The sequence below is a fragment of the Kitasatospora sp. NPDC096077 genome, assembly GCF_040303245.1.
GTDB lineage: Bacteria > Actinomycetota > Actinomycetes > Streptomycetales > Streptomycetaceae > Kitasatospora.
In genome coordinates, this window is record NZ_JBEOSV010000112.1 from 1 (window position 1) to 17,288 (window position 17,288).

The window sequence follows — 17,288 nt, forward strand, 5'->3', positions numbered from 1 at the left end:
CACACATGCCGGTGATCTTCGCGGGTCCCCAGACCGCGAAGATCACCGGCATGCATCACGCCACGGAGTTGATCACTTACCCAACACTTTCTCAGACGGCGAGGTCGGCGGCGCGCAGCCGGGCGGCGGAGCGGGAGAGTCGGATCGCCGCGACCGGGCTCGGGCAGAAGCCCAGCGCGCAGACGGCGAGCACGGCGCCGGGGGTCAGGCCGGCGGAGAGGACCGTGACCACCACGGCGAGCACCGGGGTGAGCACCAGCGGCGAGACCAGGAGCAGCGTCGCCTGGCGCTTCTCCCGTCGCGTCCACTGCCGCGACCTGGTCACCCGGACGGCCGCGAAGACGGCCGCGGCGAACCCGAGCACCGGTCCGACGGCCGGGACCAGCGACAGCGGCAGGGCCAGGACGGCCAGGGCGAGGGTGAGGTTGGTCCAGCCCGCCGTCTCCGGGGCGGGCCGCGCCTGCCCCTCCTCGGCGAGGGCGGCGTCGGCGATCTGCCGCGGGGTGCCGAGCTGCGCCAGGACGGCTCGGACGGCCTCCTCGGTGACCGGGGCCTCGGTGAGCGAGACCTCGATGTGCTCGCGCAGGTCGGCCAGCAGTTCGCGGCGGCGCTCCGGCGGGAGCGTGGCGGTGCCGCGGGCGACCGCGTCGAGGTGGGCGCGGACCAGGGGGTGCTCGATGGGGTTGTTCACGGGTGCTCTCCCGGGGTGAGGACGTGGTCGATGGTGGCGCGGAAGGCGGGCCACAGCGCGGTGAACTCCTCCAGCGCGCTCCGTCCCTCCGCCGTGAGGGTGTAGTACCGGCGGGACGGGCCGCTGGCCGAGTCGCGCAGGAAGGTGTCGGCGAGCCCGGCGCGGCGCAGCCGGGACAACAGCGGGTAGATGGTGCCCTGGCTGGTCGCCAGCATCGGGTGGCGGCCGAGCTCCTGGAGCAGCTCGACGCCGTAGCGCGGGCCGTCGCGCAGCAGCGCGAGGACGCAGTACTCCAGGAAGCCCTTGCGCAGCTGGGTCGCCACGGGGCCGTCGGCCGCCACGGGCCCGTCGGTCGCGCCGGGGCCGTCGCCGGGCGGGTCGGGCCTGCGGGGACCGCCCTCGTCGTCCGAGCTTGCGATGCCAGGTACCATGCAATGCAAGATAGCATGCGAAGCAAGGATGGCAAGCGGGATCCGGTGAGGTCGAACGAGGTCGGGGGGAGGGGGGCGGACGGCGCACCGCCCGCCCCCCTCCCGTTGTCGCCTACTCCTTCCGCTGCGGCGGCCGCCAGTCGGCCAGGTGCGCGGCGAGGACGGCGCCCGGGTCCGCCGTGGTGTCGCGCAGCGCGACCATGGCGGCGGTGATCACGTCGCAGAGCTCGCCCTGCAGATCGGCCGTGCTGTGGCTGACCCCCTTGCGCGGGTTGGCGCCCAGCACGCCGAGCAGGGCCTCGGCGACCTCCCCGGCCTCCTCCTGGATCTTCACCACCTGGAGGTGCAGCAAGGGCAGCCCGATGTCCGCCCGGTGGTCGGACAGATGGCGGTGGATGTCGTCGACCACCGCCCAGTCCGGGGTCCGCCCGACGGCCAGCCGGGCCTCCAGCTGGCGCAGGTAGCCCTTGAGTGCGGGCGGCAGTTTCATCCGCTGCGCCTCGGCGAACGGGACCAGCCGCAGTTCCTGGCCCTCGCCGAGGACCAGTTCGGCCGGGTCGACGTCCACCAGGGCGTGGAAGGCCCGCCGCCGTGGGCCGTTCCGGTCGGTCGGTGCGAGCACCGGATGGAACGGGCGCAGACCGGGCACGTGCAGACCGGTCTCCTCGCGCAGTTCGCGCACGGCGGTCCGGTACGGCGTCTCGCCGGGTTCGCGGTGGCCGCCGGGGACCACCCAGTAGGCCGGCCAGAGGATGTCCGGCTTGTCGTCGCGCAGTTGGAGCAGGACCTCCTGGCGGCCGGTGGTGATGAAGACGTCCACGCTGACGAAATCGGTGTCGGTGCCCAACGTGCCCAACGTGCCCTCCGTGACCCGGTGTGCGCCGCGGTGGCGGCGTCGGCAGGCGGTAAGGCTGCCACCCCGTGGGCCGGTTGAACCCTCACCTGCTCGGCCGGTGGTAGTCCGGTCGGCGCACGCCCCCCGTCCGGAGACTCCGACGGGCGTCGACGTGCCGGGGCCCCTAGGGTCTGTGGTGCGCCGACGGTGCCGGGCGCCGGGGCGTGCGCCGTCCCGACGCGCCAGGACGTACGCCGTTCGCCGCGCGCCGGGCGACCGGGGCACCGGGGCACCGGGGCACCGGGGCACCGGGCAGGCCCCACCCGGGACGGCCCGCGGCACCCGGCTGCGGCACCCGCCCGGTGCGAACGCCCGACGCCGACGTCCGCCTTATCCGTTCGGCGGATCCGCCCGTCACACCCGTCCGTCCCAACCGTCCGTCCCAACCGTCCGTCCCAACCGTCCGTCCGGCCCGGCAGACCCGCCCGGCAGACCCGCCCGGCCAACCCGAGAGGTGGACCGCCCCATGCACACCGTCGTCCGCGGTGCCGGCGCGCTAGGCCTGGTCGCGCTGTTGCTCGCCCCCGTCTCCGGCTGCCAGGGCGAGGACCGCTCGGCCGCCGAGCCCGCGCCGAGTTCCCCGGTCACCGCTGCGAGCGCCACAGGCCTGGCCGCCCAGCAGCTGACCTGGAAGGCCTGCCCGGCCCCGAGCACCGCGCAGGGCGGTGGCAGCGCACCCGCGAGCGACTGGGAGTGCGCCACCCTCAAGGCCCCGCTGGACTACGCCGAGCCGGACGGGAAGACCCTCGACCTCGCGCTGATCCGCAGCAGGGCCAAGGACGAGCAGCACCGGATCGGCTCCCTGATCTTCAACTTCGGCGGCCCCGGCGCCTCCGGCGTCGCCACCCTGCCGGCCCTGGCCCCCGTCTACGCGTCCCTGAACACCCGCTACGACCTGGTCAGCTTCGACCCGCGCGGGGTCGGCGACAGCGCCGGGGTGAAGTGCCTGGACGACCGGGCGATGGACGTCAACGCCGCCGTCGACAGCACCCCGGACACCCCCGCCGCGGTCAAGGGCCTGGACGACAGCAACGCCCAGTTCACCGCCGCCTGCGAGCGCAACTCCGGCCCGGTGCTGCCGTACGTGGACACCGAGAGCGCCGCCCGCGACCTCGACCTGATGCGGCAGGTGCTCGGCGACCAGAAGCTCTCCTACTTCGGCATCAGCTACGGAACCCAACTCGGCGGCGTCTACGCGCACTTGTTCCCCAAGGAGGTCGGCCGGGTCGTCCTGGACTCGGTGGTCGACCCGACGAAGGACCCGCAGCAGGCCGCCCTCGGCCAGGCCCAGGGCTTCCAACTCGCCCTCGACGACTTCATGAAGGCCTGCGCCACCCAGGACGCGGCCGCCTGCCCGACCGGCAGCGGCGGCGCCGACGGCACCGCGCGGATCACCGACCTGCTGCAGAAGCTCGAACAGGCGCCGTTGCCCACCAGCAGCGGCCGCCAGCTCACCGAGAGCCTGGCCATCACCGGCATCGCCGGTGCCCTGTACAGCAAGCAGACCTGGCCCGCGCTGGCCTCCGGGCTCACCGAGGCGATGCAGGCGGGTAGCGGCGACACCCTCCTCCAGCTCGCCGACTCGCTGCTCGGGCGCGATCCCGACGGCCACTACAACAACCTGAACGCGGCCAACCGGGCGATCAGTTGCGTGGACGCGCGGCAGCGCTACTCGGACCAGGACGTCGAACAGCAGCTGCCGCAGTTCCGCGACGCCTCCCCGGTGTTCGGCGCCTTCACCGCCTGGGGCCTCACCGGTTGCACCGGCTGGCCCGTCCCGGGCAAGACCGACCACCCGGACGTCTCGGCTCCGGGCGCCGCCCCGATCCTGGTGGTCGGCACCACCGGGGACCCGGCCACCCCGGTCGAGGGCGCCCGCACGATGGCGCAGCAGCTGGGCGCGGGCGTCGGCGTCACCGTCACCCTCAACGGCGAGGGCCACGGCGGGTACAACACCGGCAACCCGTGCCTGAAGCGGACCGTGGACGCCTACCTGCTGGACGGTACGGTGCCCGCCGACGGGACCACCTGCAGCTGAGCGGTGGCCCACCGAAGTCCCGCACCAAAGTGGCCCACCGGAATGGGCTGCGATTGGCTCTGTGGAATGGTCCAATCAGGACCTAGGATCAACCGCGTGAACAAGCACGAGAACGAGCACGAGACCGAGCACACGACCACCGCCGACCCGAAGGCCACCAAGGTCGACTTCTACTTCGACCCGGTCTGCCCCTTCGCCTGGATCACCTCCCGGTGGATCCTGGAGGTCGCCCGCCAGCGCGAACTCGACCTCACCTTCCGGGTGATGAGCCTGTCCGTCCTCAACGAGGGCCGCACCGACCTGCCGGAGCGCTACCAGCGCCTGATGACCACCGGCTGGGGCCCCGTCCGGGTCTGCACAGCCGCGGCCGAACAGTACGGCGAGCACGTGCTGCGCGACCTCTACACCGAGCTCGGCACCCGCTTCCACGACCAGGACCGGCCCGCCGACGACACCGTCATCCGCGAGGCCCTGGTCGCGGCCGGGCTGCCCGAGGAGCTCGCCGAGGCGGCCGGCAGCACCGCGTACGACATCGCCCTGCGCAAGAGCCACCACGAGGGCATGGACCCGGTCGGCGAGGAGGTCGGCACCCCGACCATCCACGTGGACGGGGTGGCCTTCTTCGGCCCGGTGCTGAGCGCGATCCCGCGCGGGGAGGACGCCCTGCGGGTCTTCGAGGGCGTCCGACTGCTGGCCGGGTACCCGAAGTTCTTCGAGCTCAAGCGGACCAGGACGGATTCGCTCGACTTCTCGTGACGATCCCCCCGCGCCGGATCAGCGGCGGTTCTGCTTGATCTTGATCCGGCCCGACCCGGGGTGGCCGACGACGGTGACGGTGGGGCATCCGGGCTCCGCCGTCCCGGCCGCCTTGTTGACGATGTGACCGGTGTTGGTGCTCGACCCGTCCACCGTGACGCCCCAGCCGGCCGGGACGATCAGCCGGATGTGGCCCGAGCGGCAGGTCGCCTCGACCGTGACCTCGCGGTGTGCGCAGACCGCCTCGGTGAAGTCGATGGTGATCTGCATCATCCTGCACTCGGCGACGATCCGCCGGGGCACCGTCCACCGGCCGGCCTGCTTGATGTTGCTCATCGAGGGCTTGAGGACCAGCACGTCCGTCCCGGCCTCGTCCTCCGGCCGCCGGCCGAGGTCCGTCACCAGGGCGTCGAGTTCGCGGTAGGTCCGCGCCGCGTAGGCCCGGTCGAGCCGCTCCTCCAGTTCCCCGAGGTCGATCCGGCCCTCCCCGGCGGCGACGCGCAGTCGATCGGCCACGGCCTCCCGGTCGGCGTCCCCGGCGCGCGGCTCGACGTGGGCCTGCGGTGCGGCGGGTATCGGGAGCTCTTCCGGACTGTTCATGGGAGGACTCTAGAACACGGGTGTCGTCGCTGGTCGGCGGTGTGTCAGCGGCCGCTCGGGTGCCGTTCCTTGAGGGCGGAAGCGGCTGCGGCGAGCGGCCGGGCGAGCAGGAGCAGGAGCAGGAGAACCCCGCCCACCAGCAGGAGCAGGCGGCCGGGCCGTAGCCGTCGGCCGCGCGCACCACGCCGAGCACGGAGTGCGCGGTCCGGGCCCGCCCGTCGGGCGTGCGGCGGGCGGACCCTCCCCCCTCGGGCCGGACCGGCCGAGGGGGCAGTGGGCCACCGGTACCCGCTCAAGCTCCCGTCCGGGGCCGGAGGGGTCGACCATGGAGGGGTGGACCATGGAGGGGCGGACCCTGCGCCGGGGCCGGGGTGAGGCCCCGGCGGCGTCGGAGAGGCCGCGAGGCGGAGAGGCGGTGAGCGTGGATGATCGTACGAACGCGGCTGCGGGCCGTGCGTCACCCCGCGACCCCGCCCGGCCGGGGAAGCGGACCGTGGCGCGGCCCGGGAGGCGCGCCGGGACAGGGCCCCGGCCCCGGCGGGACGCCGCCCAAGCCGCCCGCGCCGGCGCTGCGCCGCTGGCTGCTGCCCGTGGCCGTGCTGGTGACGCTGCTCCTGCTGGTGCTGCTCTCCAAGCCCAGCCCGACCGGCCCGCGCTACGGCTACACCGACTTCCTGAACCGGGTCGACGCCGGTCAGGTGCAGACGGTGGACGTGAGCGACACCGGCGGGGTGTCCGGCACCCTCAAGGACGGCACCCGCTTCACCAGCCAGATCCCGACCGCCCTGGACACCTCCCAACTCAGCCGGGCGCTCTCCGACCAGCACGTGAACGTCACCGGCAGCCGCTCCGGCGGGGGCAGCTCGATCTGGTCCAGCCTGCTGCTGTTCCTGCCGCTGCTGATCTTCGGCGGACTGTTCCTCTGGTCGGGCCGGATGGCCGCGCGCTCGCTGGGCGGCGGGCTGAGCGCGATCGGCCGCTCCCGGGCGAAGATCATCGAAGCCGAGCGGCCCGCCACCGGCTTCGCCGACGTGGCCGGGTACGAGGGGGTGAAGCAGGAGGTCAGCGAGGTGGTCGACTTCCTGCGCAACCCCGAGCGGTACGCCGCCGCCGGGGCCAAGGGGCCGCGCGGGGTGATCATGGTCGGCCCGCCGGGCACCGGCAAGACGCTGCTCGCCCGGGCGGTCGCCGGCGAGGCCTCCGTGCCGTTCCTGTCCGTCACCGGCTCCGGCTTCGTGGAGATGTTCGTCGGCGTGGGCGCCTCCCGGGTCCGTGACCTGTTCGAGGAGGCCCGCAAGCGCGCGCCGTCCATCATCTTCATCGACGAGATCGACGCGGTCGGCGGCCGACGGGCGGGCGGCACCCGGATCGGCGGCAACGACGAGCGCGAGCAGACCCTCAACCAGCTGCTCTCCGAGATGGACGGCTTCGACCAGAGCACCGGCATCGTCGTCATCGCCGCCACCAACCGGCCGGACGCCCTCGACCCGGCCCTGCTGCGCCCCGGCCGCTTCGACCGCCAGGTCACCGTGCCGCTGCCCAACCAGGCCGAGCGGGCCGCCATCCTCGCCGTGCACACCCGCGGCAAGACCCTCGACCCGGCGGCCGACCTGAACCGGATCGCCCGCGGCACCCCCGGCTTCTCCGGCGCCGACCTCGCCAACCTGGTCAACGAGGCCGCGATCAACGCCGTGCGCGCCGAACGGGCCACCATCACCGCCGCCGACCTCGACGACGCCCGGGACCGGGTGCTGCTGGGCCGCCGCGAGTCCTCCAACGCGCTGCTGCCCGAGGAGCGGCACGCCGTGGCCGTGCACGAGTCCGGGCACGCCCTGATGGCCGCGCTGTGCGAGCACGCCGACCCGGTCGCCAAGGTGACCATCCTCCCGGCCGGGGTCGCGCTCGGCGCCACCGAGCAACTCCCCGAGGCCGAACGGCACCTGTACAGCGAGAGCTACCTGACCGACCTGCTCACCGTCCAGCTCGGCGGGCGGGCCGCCGAGCTGGTGGTCTTCGGCGAGGGCTCGACCGGCGCCGCGAACGACCTCGCCAACGCCACCTCGGTCGCCACCCGGATGGTCCGCGAGTTCGGCCTCTCCCCGGACCTCGGGCCGGTCGGCTACTCCAGCGGCTCCCCGCAGTACCTCGGCGACCACCCCGACGACCTGCTGCGCCGCCCGTACTCCGAGCAGACCCAGCGCGCGGTCGACGAGGCGGTGGCCGCCCTGCTGCGCGGCGCCGAGCGGCGGGCCATCGGGCTGCTGCGCGAACACCGGCACCACCTGGACGAGCTCGCGGAGCTGCTGGTCGCCCAGGAGACGGTGGACGGTGGCGTGGTGCTGGAGATCCTGGGGCACCCGGCGCCGGACGCCGGAGCGGCGGCCTGAGAAGCGGCAGGCCCGGCCGACCCCAGCCGATGCCGGCCGGGACCGGGGCCCGCCGCAGGTCCGGCCGGGGCCCGGGTGGATGATGGCGGGGTACCGAGTTGAAGGAGCCCACCATGACCGAAACCCTGCCCGCGGACGTCCAGCGCGAGATCGCCCTGGCCCTCGGCGTGGTGCCCACCACCGACCCCGCGAAGGAGGCCGAGCGCCGGGTGGCCTTCCTTGCCGACCAGCTGCGGGCCTCGGGCGCGCGCAGCCTGGTCCTGGGCATCAGCGGCGGGGTGGACTCCACCACCACCGGGCGACTGTGCCAGCTCGCCGTCGAGCGGCTGCGCGCGGAGGGGCACCAGGTGACCTTCACGGCGATGCGGCTGCCCTACGGGGTCCAGGCGGACGAGGCGGACGCCCAGCGTGCCCTCGACTTCATCCGGGCCGACGAGGTGCTGACCGTCGACGTCAAGCCCGCGACCGACGCGGCCTTCGACGCGCTGCTGGCCGCCGGCCTCACCTTCCGCGACCACGCCCACGAGGACTTCGTGCGCGGCAACGTCAAGGCCCGCCAGCGCATGGTGGTCCAGTACGCGGCCGCGGGCGCGAGCGGGGGCCTGGTCGTCGGCACCGACCACGCGGCCGAGGCGGCCGTCGGCTTCTTCACCAAGTTCGGCGACGGCGCGGCCGACGTGATGCCGCTCTCCGGCCTGACGAAGCGTCAGGTGCGTTCGGTGGCGGCCCACTTGGGGGCGCCCGAGGAGCTGGTCGGCAAGGTCCCCACTGCGGACCTGGAGAACCTCGCCCCCGGCAAGCCCGACGAGGACGCCCTCGGGGTCGAGTACGACGCCCTGGACGACTTCCTGGAGGGCCGCCCGGTCAGCGAGGACGTCTTCCGCACCGTCCTCGGCCACTACCGCCGCACCGAGCACAAGCGCGGCCTGCCGATCACCCCCGGCCAGGCGTGACCGACCGGGACCCGGCGGCGACGCGGTCCGGGCGCGCGGCCGGGGCGGTCCTCGGGGCGGCGGTGGGCGACGCCCTCGGCGCGCCCTACGAGTTCGGCCCGGCCGGCGCCCTGACCGCCCGCTTCCCGGCCGGCGGCGTGGAACTCGTCGCCGGCGGCGGCTGGGAGCGCGGCGAGGCCACCGACGACACCCAGATGGCCGTCCTGGTCGCCGAATCCCTGCTGGAAAAGGGGGAGTTGGACCGCCCGGACATCTTCGACCGGTTCCGCCGCTGGGCCGCCGCCGACCCCAAGGACATCGGGATCCAGACCGAGTCCGTCCTCACCAGCGGCCACCCCTGGGACCTTGCGGCCGGCATCCACTTCAACTCCACCCTGCGCGCCGCCGGTAACGGTTCGCTGATGCGCGCCGCCACCTCCGCCGTCGCCTTCGCCCACGCCGGGCGCGAGGCCACCATGGACGCCGCGCGCCGGATCGCCGCGCTCACCCACGGTGACCGGGCCGCCTGGGAGGGCACCGCGATCTTCCACGAACTGGTCCGCCTGGCCCTCGCCGGCGCCGACCCGCTCGCCGAACTCCCCGACGTCCTGGCCGCCGTCGACCCCGACCACCGTGAGCGCTACGCCACCGTCCTCGCCCCGGACTGGCACCCCGACCGCGCCACCGAGCCCAACGGCGCCGTCTGGCCCTGTCTGGGTTCGGCGGTCTGGGCCCTGCGCACCACGGACGGCTTCGAGCGGGCCCTGACCGCCGCCGTCGACCTCGGTGGGGACACCGACACCGTGGCCGCCGTGACCGGGGGCCTGGCCGGCGCCCGCTACGGCCTGGCGGCCATCCCGCCGCGCTGGACCGAGCCCCTGCACGTGCCCCTGCCGGGCTCCGGCGGCCGGGTGCTGCGGGCGCCGGACCTGCTGCGGCTGGCGGAGCGGCTGGCGCGGTAGCCGGCGGTACCCGCGGGTCCGGCGGTGCCCGTGGCTCCGGCGGTGCCCGTGGCCCGGGCACCCCGGGGACGGGGCCACCCGCTTGATCGTCCGGCCGTGCGGATCGCTACCGTACCCGGTGGACAGGTGAACAGGTGGACAGTTCGACGCCGAAGGGGGAGAGGGCATGGACGAGGTGACGGTGCGTCCGGTGGCCGAGGTGGTCGGAGGCCGGGAGGACGTGCGGGACGACCGGTGGGGGGAGCGTCGGGTCGGTGATCCGGTTGGACGCCGGGCGGTTCACCGAGGAGGCGCTGTACGGGCTGGCGGAGTTCTCGCACCTGGAGGTGGTCTACCACTTCGACCGGGTGCCGGAGGACAGGATCGAGACCGGCGCCCGGCACCCGCGCGGGAACACCGACTGGCCGCTGGTGGGCATCTTCGCCCAGCGCGGCAAGAACCGCCCCAACCGGATCGGGGTCTCGCGCTGTTCGCTGGTCCGGGTGGACGGCCTGGACCTGCACGTGACCGGGCTGGACGCGGTGGCCGGCACACCGGTGCTGGACATCAAGCCGTACCTGGCCGAGTTCGGCCCGCGCGGTGAGGTCCGGCAGCCCGCCTGGTCCGCGGAGCTGATGCGCGCCTACTACGACGACGAGGCCTGAGCGGTGCCCGGTGCGAGGCTCGCGGTGGTGTCCGGGGGCGGGACGGGGATCGGCCGGGCGATCGCGGCCCGGCTGGCCGCGGACGGCTGCCGGGTGGTGATCCTGGGCCGCCGGGCGGCGGTGCTGGAGGAGGCGCGGGCGGGCATCGAGCGCACGGCCGGCCCGGGGTCGGTGGTGCCGCTGCCGGGGGACCTCACCGATCCGGCGGCGGTCGAGGCGGTGGCCGCCCGGATCGCCGGACTGGGGCCGGTGGACGTGTTGGTGAACAACGCGGGGGCGGTGATCACCCCGCCCGAGGACGGCAGCCTGGCCGCGCTGGCCGCGTCCTGGCGGCGGGACCTGGACGTCAACCTGCTCACCGCGGTGCTGCTGACCACCGCGCTCCAGGACGTGCTGCGCCGCCCGGGCGGCCGGCTGGTGGTGATCAGTTCGGCGGCCGCCCAGCGCGGCGGCGCGGGCCCGCACTCGGCGGGTTCGTACGCCGCGGCGAAGGCCGCGCTGCACGGCTGGGCGTTCGGCCTGGCCCGGCAGTTGGGGCCGGACGGGGTGACGGTGAACGTGCTGGCGCCGGGTTACGTGGCGGACACCGAGATCTTCGGCGCCGGGTGGAGCGAGGAGTTCCACGCCCGGAAGGTCGCCGACACCCTGGTCGGCCGGGCCGGCACCCCGGAGGACGTGGCCGAGGCGGTGGCCTACCTGGCCTCCCCGGCGGCCGGCTACCTCACCGGGCAGGTGATCGGACTGAACGGGGGCGCGGTGCTGGGCAGGTGAACCGCCCGGTCGCGTCGCCCTGACGGGTCCCGCCGCCCCGATGAGCCGTCGATGAGCCGTCGACGAGCCGTTGATCAGCCGTCTACCGCCCCTGCCTACGGTGAGTCCCGGAACGAACCGTGCTTGACACCCAGGAGTCTCCGCTGTCCAGGATCATCACCACCGCCCTGCCCGCCCACGGGCACGTCAGCCCGCTGCTGGCCATCGCCGCCGACCTCGCCGCGCGCGGCCACGAGGTGGTCTTCCTCGGCGGCTCGCGCTTCGCGGACACCGTCGAACGGGCCGGGGTGCGGTTCGCCGCGCTCCCCGCCGAGATCGACTGGGACGACCGCGACCTCGACGCCGCCTTCCCGGGACGGGCCGAACTGGCGCCCGGTCCGGAGCGGATCGCCTTCGACGTGCGGCACGTCTTCCTCGACCCGGTGCCGCACCAGTACCGGGCGCTGCTCGCGCTGTTGGCGGAGTTCCCGGCCGACGCGGTGATCACCGACGCCTTCATCCAGGGCATGCTGCCGTTGGCGCTGGCCCGGCCACGGGCGGAGCGCCCGGCGCTGATCGGGATCGGGATCACCCCGTCGATGCTGCCGAGCGTGGACACCGCGCCGTTCGGCCTGGCGCTGCCGCCGCTGGCCGGGGAGGAGGGCCGGATCCGCAACCGCTCGCTGCAGGAGGAGGTGGACCGCCGCGCCGAGCCGCTGCAGCGGTACGCGGAGAAGGTGTTCGCGGAGGCGGGTGTCCGGCTGCCGGAGGGTCCGCGCGGGCTGGCCCAGGTGACGGTGCCGGACGCGTACCTGCAACTGACCGTCCCCGGGTTCGAGTACCCGCGCAGCGACGCGCCCGCCTCCTACCGGATGATCGGCGCGCTGCCGGGGAACGTCGGCGAGGAGCAGCCGCTGCCCGCGTGGTGGGACGAGGTCACCGGCGAGCGGCCGGTCGTGGTGGTGACCCAGGGCACGCTGGCCAACGACGACCTGGACCAGCTGGTCGCGCCGACGGTCCGCGCGCTGGCCGACCGGGACGTGCTGGTGGTGGCCGCCACCGCCCGCCCGGACGGGCCGGAGGCGCTGACCGGGCTGCTGGGCGGCCGGCTGCCGGAGAACGTCCGGGCCGCCGGGTATGTGCCGTTCGACCGGCTGCTGCCGCACACCGACGTGCTGGTGAGCAACGGCGGCTACGGCGGGGTGCAGACCGCGCTGCGCTACGGGGTGCCGCTGGTGGTGGCCGGGGCGAGTGAGGACAAGCCGGAGGTGGCCGCCCGGGTGCAGTGGGCGGGCGTGGGGCTGGACCTGCGCACCGGTCGGCCGGAGCCGGAGGCGGTGGGCCGGGCGGTCGACCAGGTGCTCGCCGAGGGCCGGTTCCGCGAGCGGGCCCGCACCCTGGGCGCGGAGTTCGCCGCGTACCGCCCGTTCGACACCATCGCGGAGCTGGTCGAGTCGCTCTGACACCGCACCGGGCCCGCCCCCGAACTCCCGCCCACGGCTGGGTGGTTCGGGGGCGGGCCCGAAGCGTTGGAACGATCCGTCAGTCGTCGTCGGCGTCCGCCCCGGCGGTGGGCGCGGCGCCGCCCTTGGCGATGCCGAGCTTGGCCTCGGCCGTCGTCCAGTCGGTGGCGATCGCCTGCTGGGCGGCGGCCAGGGTGACCTGCCCCTTGCAGATCGCGGTGTGCAGGTGGGTCTCCACCGTGTCCTTGGGGTTGTTGGGCCCCTTGCCCGGGGTGTGGCCGGGGGAGGGCGGTTCGACCCAGAGGTTGCGCGCGTCGTTGGGGTCGCCGCCGAGCTGCAGGCTGATCAGGTGGTCGTACTCGGCGTCGCCCATCGGGCCGGTGTAGCCGTAGGACTTGGCGTTGTCGGCCTTCTCCTTACCGGTGATGTTGACCGGCGGGCGGATCGTCGAGGTGTAGCCGCCCGGCTTGCAGATGGTGTCGTTGATGTTGTCCTGGTTCACCGCCGGGCTGATCGCGCCCGGGGTGCAGTTCGGGTCGGGCAGCGGCTGCTTGTCCGCGGTGTAGCGGTAGTGGCAGCTGCCCGCCGCGGGCTGCGGCTGGGCGTCGTAGGCGCTCCTCGGGCCGGGCCCGGTGACGATCTTGGCCGGGGCGGGCTGGGCGGCGTCGCCCGCGACGGCCGGGGCGGAGCCGTGGGCGCTCTCCTTGGCCGGGGAACCGCTCCCGGCGGTGTGGCCGCCACCGGACGAGCAGCCTGCTGCTGCGGCGAGCAGGACGGCCGCGGCTATGGCCAGGGCACCACGGGCGGGAGCCGGCACGGGATTCCTCCAGGTCGTTCGGGTCGTACGGGTGGATCCGCTGGTTCCGTTGGACCACATGGATCGGGCGGTCCGGCCGACGGGGTGTCGGAGGGGCGCGCCAGCGGACCCTACCGCGTGGAGGGGGCCGAAAGGGTGACGCCACGTCCGGGCGCGGGAGGACTGTCGCGGGCGCGCGGAATCGTTTTCGCACTCATGACGCCCCCGTGACGCCCCGGCGGTCCTCGGCACGGTGGCCGGCTTCGGCGCCGGCGACGAGATCGCGCCCACCCCGGACGGCCGGACGGTGTACGCGCGCGGCTTCCAGGACGGCACCGGCACGGTCGACGCCGTCGACCTCGCGGCGCACACCTACCGTCCGGCCTTCACCGCCGCCCCGACCTGGGACGACGCCCACCTGCTCGGGGTGAGCCCGGACTCCCGCCGGGTCTACGTGCTGACCGGCGGGAAGGGCCCGCAGGCCGCGTTCCGCGCGTACGACACCGCGACGAACGAGGCCGTCCCGGGCGAGACCGTCACCGACTTCGGCCTGCCGTCCGTCACCGACGCCTTCCTCGGGCCGGACGGGCACACCCTGTACCTGACCTCGGGCACGGGCGTGGACTCGGTGCTGAAGACCGTCCGGTACTGAACCCCGGGGGGTGTCCGTGGCGCGGGTGGGGGAGCGCCACGGGCACCCCCACCCGCACCTACTGCGCCGCGATCCAGTCCGTGACCACCTCGTCCAGCACCGCGAGCGGCAGGCTGCCGTGCCCGATCAGCTGGTGGTGGAACTCCCGGACGTCGAAGCGCCCGCCGAGCTCGGCCTGCGCCCGCTCCCGGTGCCGGACCAGTTCGCGGCGGCCGATCAGGTAGGCGGTGGCCTGGCCCGGCCAGGCGAGGTAGCGGTCGATCTCGTTGCGGACGTTGGCCTCCTGGGTCGCGGTGTTGTCCCGCATGTAGGCCATCGCCCGCTCCCGCGACCAGCCGTAGTGGTGCATACCGGTGTCCACCACCAGGCGCACCGCCCGCAGCGCGTCCATCGAGAGCATGCCGAAGCGGGCGAGGTCCGAGCTGTACAGGCCCATCTCGTCCGCCAGCCGCTCGGTGTACAGGCCCCAGCCCTCGACGTGGGCGGTCAGCGCGGCGGTCGCCCGCTGCCGGAACAGCGGCAGGTGGTGCAGGGTCTGGGCGACCGCGATCTGGAAGTGGTGGCCGGGGATGCTCTCGTGGAAGGCGATCGCCTCGTACTCGTAGGTGAAGCGGGTCTCCGGGTGCAGGGTGTTGATCCAGTGGGTGCCGGGCAGGCCGCCCGGGCCCGGCGGCTGGTAGTAGGCCAGCGGCGCGGTCTCCGCCTCGATCGGATCGATCTCCCGGGTCACGCAGTCGGCGATCGGGTACCCGCGGAACCAGTCGGCCGAGGCCCGGCGGGCCCGCTCCAGGGCGTCGTCGACCAGCGTGATGATCTCGGCCGCGCTGCCGAAGCGCAGCGAGCGGTCCTCGCGCAGGGTGCTCAGCACGGTGTCCGGGTGGGCGATGCCGAGCACCTTGCCGCCGAGCTCGGAGAACTCCTCGCGCAGGGCGGCCACGGCCTCCAGCCCGATCCGGTGGACCTCCTCCGGGGACAGCCCGGGCCGGGTGAAGCGGCCCACCGCGTCGGCGTAGCCCTCGGTGCCGCCCGGCACGTGGCAGACCCCGGCGGCGCTGTCCGGCCGGGCCCGCTCCGCCAGCCGCTGGGCCAGCCCGGCCCGGTAGCGGGCCACCGCGGGGCGGACGCCGTCGCGCACGATGCTCCGGGCCCGCTCGAACTCGGGGCGGCCGCGCAGCGGCTTGAGGACCAGGTCCTCGGCCGGATTCCCGGCCAGGTAGGTGTCCAGCTGGGTGACGGCGGCGTCGACCCCGCTGCGCAGCGGGTGGCGGCCCTCGGCGGCGGCGTCCAGGCCGCGCTGCAGGACGGCGTCGAAGTAGCCGGGCAGCCCGGCCAGCCGTTCCAGGTAGGCGTCGACGCCCTCGTGGTCGACGGTGGTCATCGCGAGGGCGCTGAAGGCCGCGTTCTGCGGGGCGACGATGGTGGCCGAGATGCTGAACTCGGACAGTCCGTGGGTGATCTCGCCGTCGGTGTTGGCGATCAGCTGCTGGAGCACCCGGTGGGTGATCCGCTCCTCGCCGGTCAGCGCCTCCACCGGGACGGCGGCCAGCCGGGTGCCGAGGCCCCGGATCTCCGCACGGTGGCGCAGGGCGGCCGCGCGGGACGGGTCGGGCACCTCGTGGGCGTAGCCCTCGACGCCGCCGAGGGTCGCGTCGAACGGATTGTGGGCGTTCTTCGCGGCGAAGAACTCATCGGCGAGGGCGGCGAGTTCGGCCTGCTGGGGGGTGCTCGGTCGGTCGCTCGGCTGGGCGCTCATCCGGCGATTATTCGGAGTCGGCGGCGGCGCGGTCAATACGTGGCGGGCGGAAAGGAGTTCCGTCCGCTCGCCGTGAACACGCCGCCGCCGGAACGGAATTCAGGATTCCGTTCCGGCGGCGGGGAGGCTCACTTGCCCTGGGACTCCTTGGCGGCCTGCTCGGCGGCCTCCTTCTCGTGCTTCGCCTTGATCCGGGCGGTCTCCTTGCGGACGTCCACCTGGTTGGCGCGCTCGTGCTGGAGCCAGAGCGGGTTCTCGGCCTTGATGGCCTCGATCTCGGCGGTGGTGAGCGCCTCGGTCACGCCGCCGCGGGCCAGGCCCGCGATCGAGGTGCCGAGCTTGGCGGCGACCACCGGGCGCGGGTGCGGGCCGTTCTGGCGCAGCTCCTGGAGCCACTGCGGCGGCTCGGCCTGCAGCGCGGTGAGCTCCTCGCGGGAGACCACGCCCTCCTGGAAGCTGGTCGGCGTCGCGGCGAGGTAGATCCCCAGCTTCTTGGCCGCCGTGGCCGGCTTCATGGTCTGGCTGGTCTTCTGCTTGAGCGATGTCATGTGACAAGGGTAAGGGAGTGCGCGGGCGCCTCCGGTCACGGTCGGTAGCCTTGCCCTGTGACAGACATGCAGGTGAACCCCTCCTTCCGGCTCGCGTACGTCCCGGGCGTGACCCCCGGCAAATGGGCCCGGGTCTGGGGCGAGCGGCTCCCGGACGTCCCGCTCGACCTGGTCGCGCTGCCCTCGACCGAGGGCGAGCGGACCCTCCGGGAGGGCGGGGCCGACGCCGGGCTGGTCCGGCTCCCGGTCGACAAGGACGTGCTCAGCGCCATCCCGCTGTACACCGAGACCACCGTGGTGGTCTTCCCCAAGGACCACTGGCTCGCCGCCGCCGAGGAGGTCACCCTCGACGACCTCGCCGAGGAGGTGGTCTTCCACCCGCTGGACGACACCCTCGGCCTCACCGCCGAGACCCTGCCCGGCCGCCCGGCGATCGCCCGCCCGGACACCACGGAGGACGCGGTCGAGCTGGTGGCGGCCAACGTCGGCGTGCTGCTGGTGCCCCAGTCGCTGGCCCGGCTGCACCACCGGCGGGACCTCACCTACCGGCCGGTGGCGGAGGCGCCGCAGTCCCAGGTGGCGCTGGCCTGGCCGCAGGAGCGGACCACGGACCTGGTGGAGGAGATCATCGGGATCGTCCGGGGGCGCACCGTGAACAGCTCGCGCGGACGCGGCGCCGCCCAGCCGGCCGAGGCCCGGCCGAAGGGCGAGCCCAAGAAGGCCGCGGCCCCGCGCAAGCCCCAGCAGCAGGCGGGCGGGCAGCGGGCCGGCGGGTCGAAGGCCGGCGGACAGCGGAGCGGCGGCCAGAAGCCGGGCGCCCAGCGGTCCGGCGCAGCCAAGGGCCGGGGCGGCCCGGCCGCGGCCAGGAAGGGCAAGCCGAAGCGGCGAGGCTAGGCCCAATGCCAGTGACTTTGGAGTGCTTGTCTCGTTGGTTGTGGTGTGGCGAGGGTGGGGCAGGTCAAGTCGCCTACGGGTGAGCGGTTGTCGGAC

17 protein-coding genes and 1 pseudogene are annotated in these 17,288 nt (G+C 74.5%); 11 read left to right on the forward strand and 7 right to left on the reverse strand.

What is annotated here, in order from left to right; all coding sequences use genetic code 11:
- Nucleotides 1-91: 91 nt before the first annotated feature.
- From ABTZ03_RS42730 to ABTZ03_RS42740, 3 genes are all read right to left on the reverse strand, one after another.
- Nucleotides 92-691: an HAAS signaling domain-containing protein gene (locus ABTZ03_RS42730; protein WP_350518672.1), complete on the reverse strand. Its 600-nt coding sequence runs from the start codon at nucleotides 689-691 to the stop codon at nucleotides 92-94.
- On the reverse strand, nucleotides 688-1,122 hold the full coding sequence (locus ABTZ03_RS42735) for a PadR family transcriptional regulator (protein ID WP_350518673.1): 435 nt from the start codon (nucleotides 1,120-1,122) through the stop codon (nucleotides 688-690). Before ABTZ03_RS42735 ends, ABTZ03_RS42730 begins: the two co-directional genes overlap by 4 nt.
- A 112-nt stretch (nucleotides 1,123-1,234) precedes the next feature.
- Complete coding sequence (locus ABTZ03_RS42740) at nucleotides 1,235-1,978, reverse strand: NUDIX domain-containing protein (protein ID WP_350518674.1); 744 nt, start codon at nucleotides 1,976-1,978, stop codon at nucleotides 1,235-1,237.
- A 505-nt stretch (nucleotides 1,979-2,483) separates the two neighbouring features.
- Here ABTZ03_RS42740 and ABTZ03_RS42745 point away from each other — a divergent pair.
- Both ABTZ03_RS42745 and ABTZ03_RS42750 read left to right on the forward strand, forming a co-directional pair.
- Nucleotides 2,484-4,055, forward strand: a complete 1,572-nt coding sequence (locus ABTZ03_RS42745) for an alpha/beta hydrolase (protein ID WP_350518675.1) — start codon at nucleotides 2,484-2,486, stop codon at nucleotides 4,053-4,055.
- A gap of 96 nt (nucleotides 4,056-4,151) precedes the next feature.
- Nucleotides 4,152-4,811 (forward strand): mycothiol-dependent nitroreductase Rv2466c family protein, encoded by a 660-nt coding sequence (locus ABTZ03_RS42750; RefSeq protein WP_502894770.1) that lies wholly within the window; start codon nucleotides 4,152-4,154, stop codon nucleotides 4,809-4,811.
- An 18-nt stretch (nucleotides 4,812-4,829) separates the two neighbouring features.
- On the opposite strand, the gene ABTZ03_RS42755 is transcribed toward ABTZ03_RS42750, so the two are convergent.
- Nucleotides 4,830-5,411, reverse strand: coding sequence for a DUF1707 SHOCT-like domain-containing protein (locus ABTZ03_RS42755; protein WP_350518676.1), 582 nt, complete (start codon nucleotides 5,409-5,411; stop codon nucleotides 4,830-4,832).
- A 41-nt stretch (nucleotides 5,412-5,452) separates the two neighbouring features.
- Between ABTZ03_RS42755 and ABTZ03_RS42760 the strand changes: the two genes are divergently transcribed.
- From ABTZ03_RS42760 to ABTZ03_RS42790, 7 genes and pseudogenes are all read left to right on the forward strand, one after another.
- Nucleotides 5,453-5,575, forward strand: coding sequence for a hypothetical protein (locus ABTZ03_RS42760; protein ID WP_350518677.1), 123 nt, complete (start codon nucleotides 5,453-5,455; stop codon nucleotides 5,573-5,575).
- A gap of 261 nt (nucleotides 5,576-5,836) precedes the next feature.
- Nucleotides 5,837-7,798 (forward strand): ATP-dependent zinc metalloprotease FtsH, encoded by a 1,962-nt coding sequence (gene ftsH / locus ABTZ03_RS42765; protein ID WP_350518678.1) that lies wholly within the window; start codon nucleotides 5,837-5,839, stop codon nucleotides 7,796-7,798.
- 113 nt (nucleotides 7,799-7,911) lie between these two features.
- Nucleotides 7,912-8,751, forward strand: coding sequence for an NAD(+) synthase (gene nadE, locus ABTZ03_RS42770; RefSeq protein ID WP_350518679.1), 840 nt, complete (start codon nucleotides 7,912-7,914; stop codon nucleotides 8,749-8,751).
- Nucleotides 8,748-9,692, forward strand: a complete 945-nt coding sequence (locus ABTZ03_RS42775; RefSeq protein WP_350518680.1) for an ADP-ribosylglycohydrolase family protein — start codon at nucleotides 8,748-8,750, stop codon at nucleotides 9,690-9,692. The genes nadE and ABTZ03_RS42775 overlap by 4 nt, the downstream gene beginning before the upstream one ends.
- Nucleotides 9,693-9,858: 166 nt before the next feature.
- Nucleotides 9,859-10,336: pseudogene (locus ABTZ03_RS42780) on the forward strand (SAM-dependent methyltransferase).
- A 3-nt stretch (nucleotides 10,337-10,339) separates the two neighbouring features.
- Nucleotides 10,340-11,107 carry an SDR family NAD(P)-dependent oxidoreductase gene (locus tag ABTZ03_RS42785; RefSeq protein ID WP_350518681.1) on the forward strand — a complete coding sequence of 256 codons (768 nt, stop codon included), beginning with the start codon at nucleotides 10,340-10,342 and terminating at the stop codon, nucleotides 11,105-11,107.
- Nucleotides 11,108-11,226: 119 nt separating this feature from the next.
- Nucleotides 11,227-12,549, forward strand: a complete 1,323-nt coding sequence (locus ABTZ03_RS42790) for a nucleotide disphospho-sugar-binding domain-containing protein (RefSeq protein WP_350518682.1) — start codon at nucleotides 11,227-11,229, stop codon at nucleotides 12,547-12,549.
- Nucleotides 12,550-12,628: 79 nt separating this feature from the next.
- Here ABTZ03_RS42790 and ABTZ03_RS42795 read toward each other — a convergent pair whose 3' ends face one another.
- Nucleotides 12,629-13,366 (reverse strand): hypothetical protein, encoded by a 738-nt coding sequence (locus tag ABTZ03_RS42795; RefSeq protein WP_350518683.1) that lies wholly within the window; start codon nucleotides 13,364-13,366, stop codon nucleotides 12,629-12,631.
- A 232-nt stretch (nucleotides 13,367-13,598) separates the two neighbouring features.
- Here ABTZ03_RS42795 and ABTZ03_RS42800 point away from each other — a divergent pair, with 232 nt between their 5' ends.
- Nucleotides 13,599-13,997: a hypothetical protein gene (locus ABTZ03_RS42800; protein ID WP_350518684.1), complete on the forward strand. Its 399-nt coding sequence runs from the start codon at nucleotides 13,599-13,601 to the stop codon at nucleotides 13,995-13,997.
- Nucleotides 13,998-14,055: 58 nt separating this feature from the next.
- On the opposite strand, the gene ABTZ03_RS42805 is transcribed toward ABTZ03_RS42800, so the two are convergent.
- Together ABTZ03_RS42805 and ABTZ03_RS42810 are read right to left on the reverse strand one after the other, a co-directional pair.
- Nucleotides 14,056-15,750 (reverse strand): DUF885 domain-containing protein, encoded by a 1,695-nt coding sequence (locus tag ABTZ03_RS42805; RefSeq protein WP_350518685.1) that lies wholly within the window; start codon nucleotides 15,748-15,750, stop codon nucleotides 14,056-14,058.
- A gap of 128 nt (nucleotides 15,751-15,878) precedes the next feature.
- Entirely contained in the window at nucleotides 15,879-16,298 is a 420-nt protein-coding gene (locus ABTZ03_RS42810; protein WP_350518686.1) for a DUF5997 family protein, read from the reverse strand.
- 57 nt (nucleotides 16,299-16,355) lie between these two features.
- Here ABTZ03_RS42810 and ABTZ03_RS42815 point away from each other — a divergent pair, with 57 nt between their 5' ends.
- Complete coding sequence (locus ABTZ03_RS42815) at nucleotides 16,356-17,192, forward strand: LysR family substrate-binding domain-containing protein (protein ID WP_502894771.1); 837 nt, start codon at nucleotides 16,356-16,358, stop codon at nucleotides 17,190-17,192.
- Nucleotides 17,193-17,288: the final 96 nt, after the last annotated feature.

Bases quoted from the DNA above. Each gene is read 5' to 3' on its own strand.
- ABTZ03_RS42735 (WP_350518673.1), bottom strand. From the start codon at position 1,122: ATGGTACCTGGCATCGCAAGCTCGGACGACGAGGGCGGTCCCCGCAGG.
- ABTZ03_RS42745 (WP_350518675.1), top strand. From the start codon at position 2,484: ATGCACACCGTCGTCCGCGGTGCCGGCGCGCTAGGCCTGGTCGCGCTG.
- ABTZ03_RS42755 (WP_350518676.1), bottom strand. From the start codon at position 5,411: ATGAACAGTCCGGAAGAGCTCCCGATACCCGCCGCACCGCAGGCCCAC.
- ftsH (WP_350518678.1), top strand. From the start codon at position 5,837: ATGATCGTACGAACGCGGCTGCGGGCCGTGCGTCACCCCGCGACCCCG.
- nadE (WP_350518679.1), top strand. From the start codon at position 7,912: ATGACCGAAACCCTGCCCGCGGACGTCCAGCGCGAGATCGCCCTGGCC.
- ABTZ03_RS42805 (WP_350518685.1), bottom strand. From the start codon at position 15,750: ATGAGCGCCCAGCCGAGCGACCGACCGAGCACCCCCCAGCAGGCCGAA.
- ABTZ03_RS42810 (WP_350518686.1), bottom strand. From the start codon at position 16,298: ATGACATCGCTCAAGCAGAAGACCAGCCAGACCATGAAGCCGGCCACG.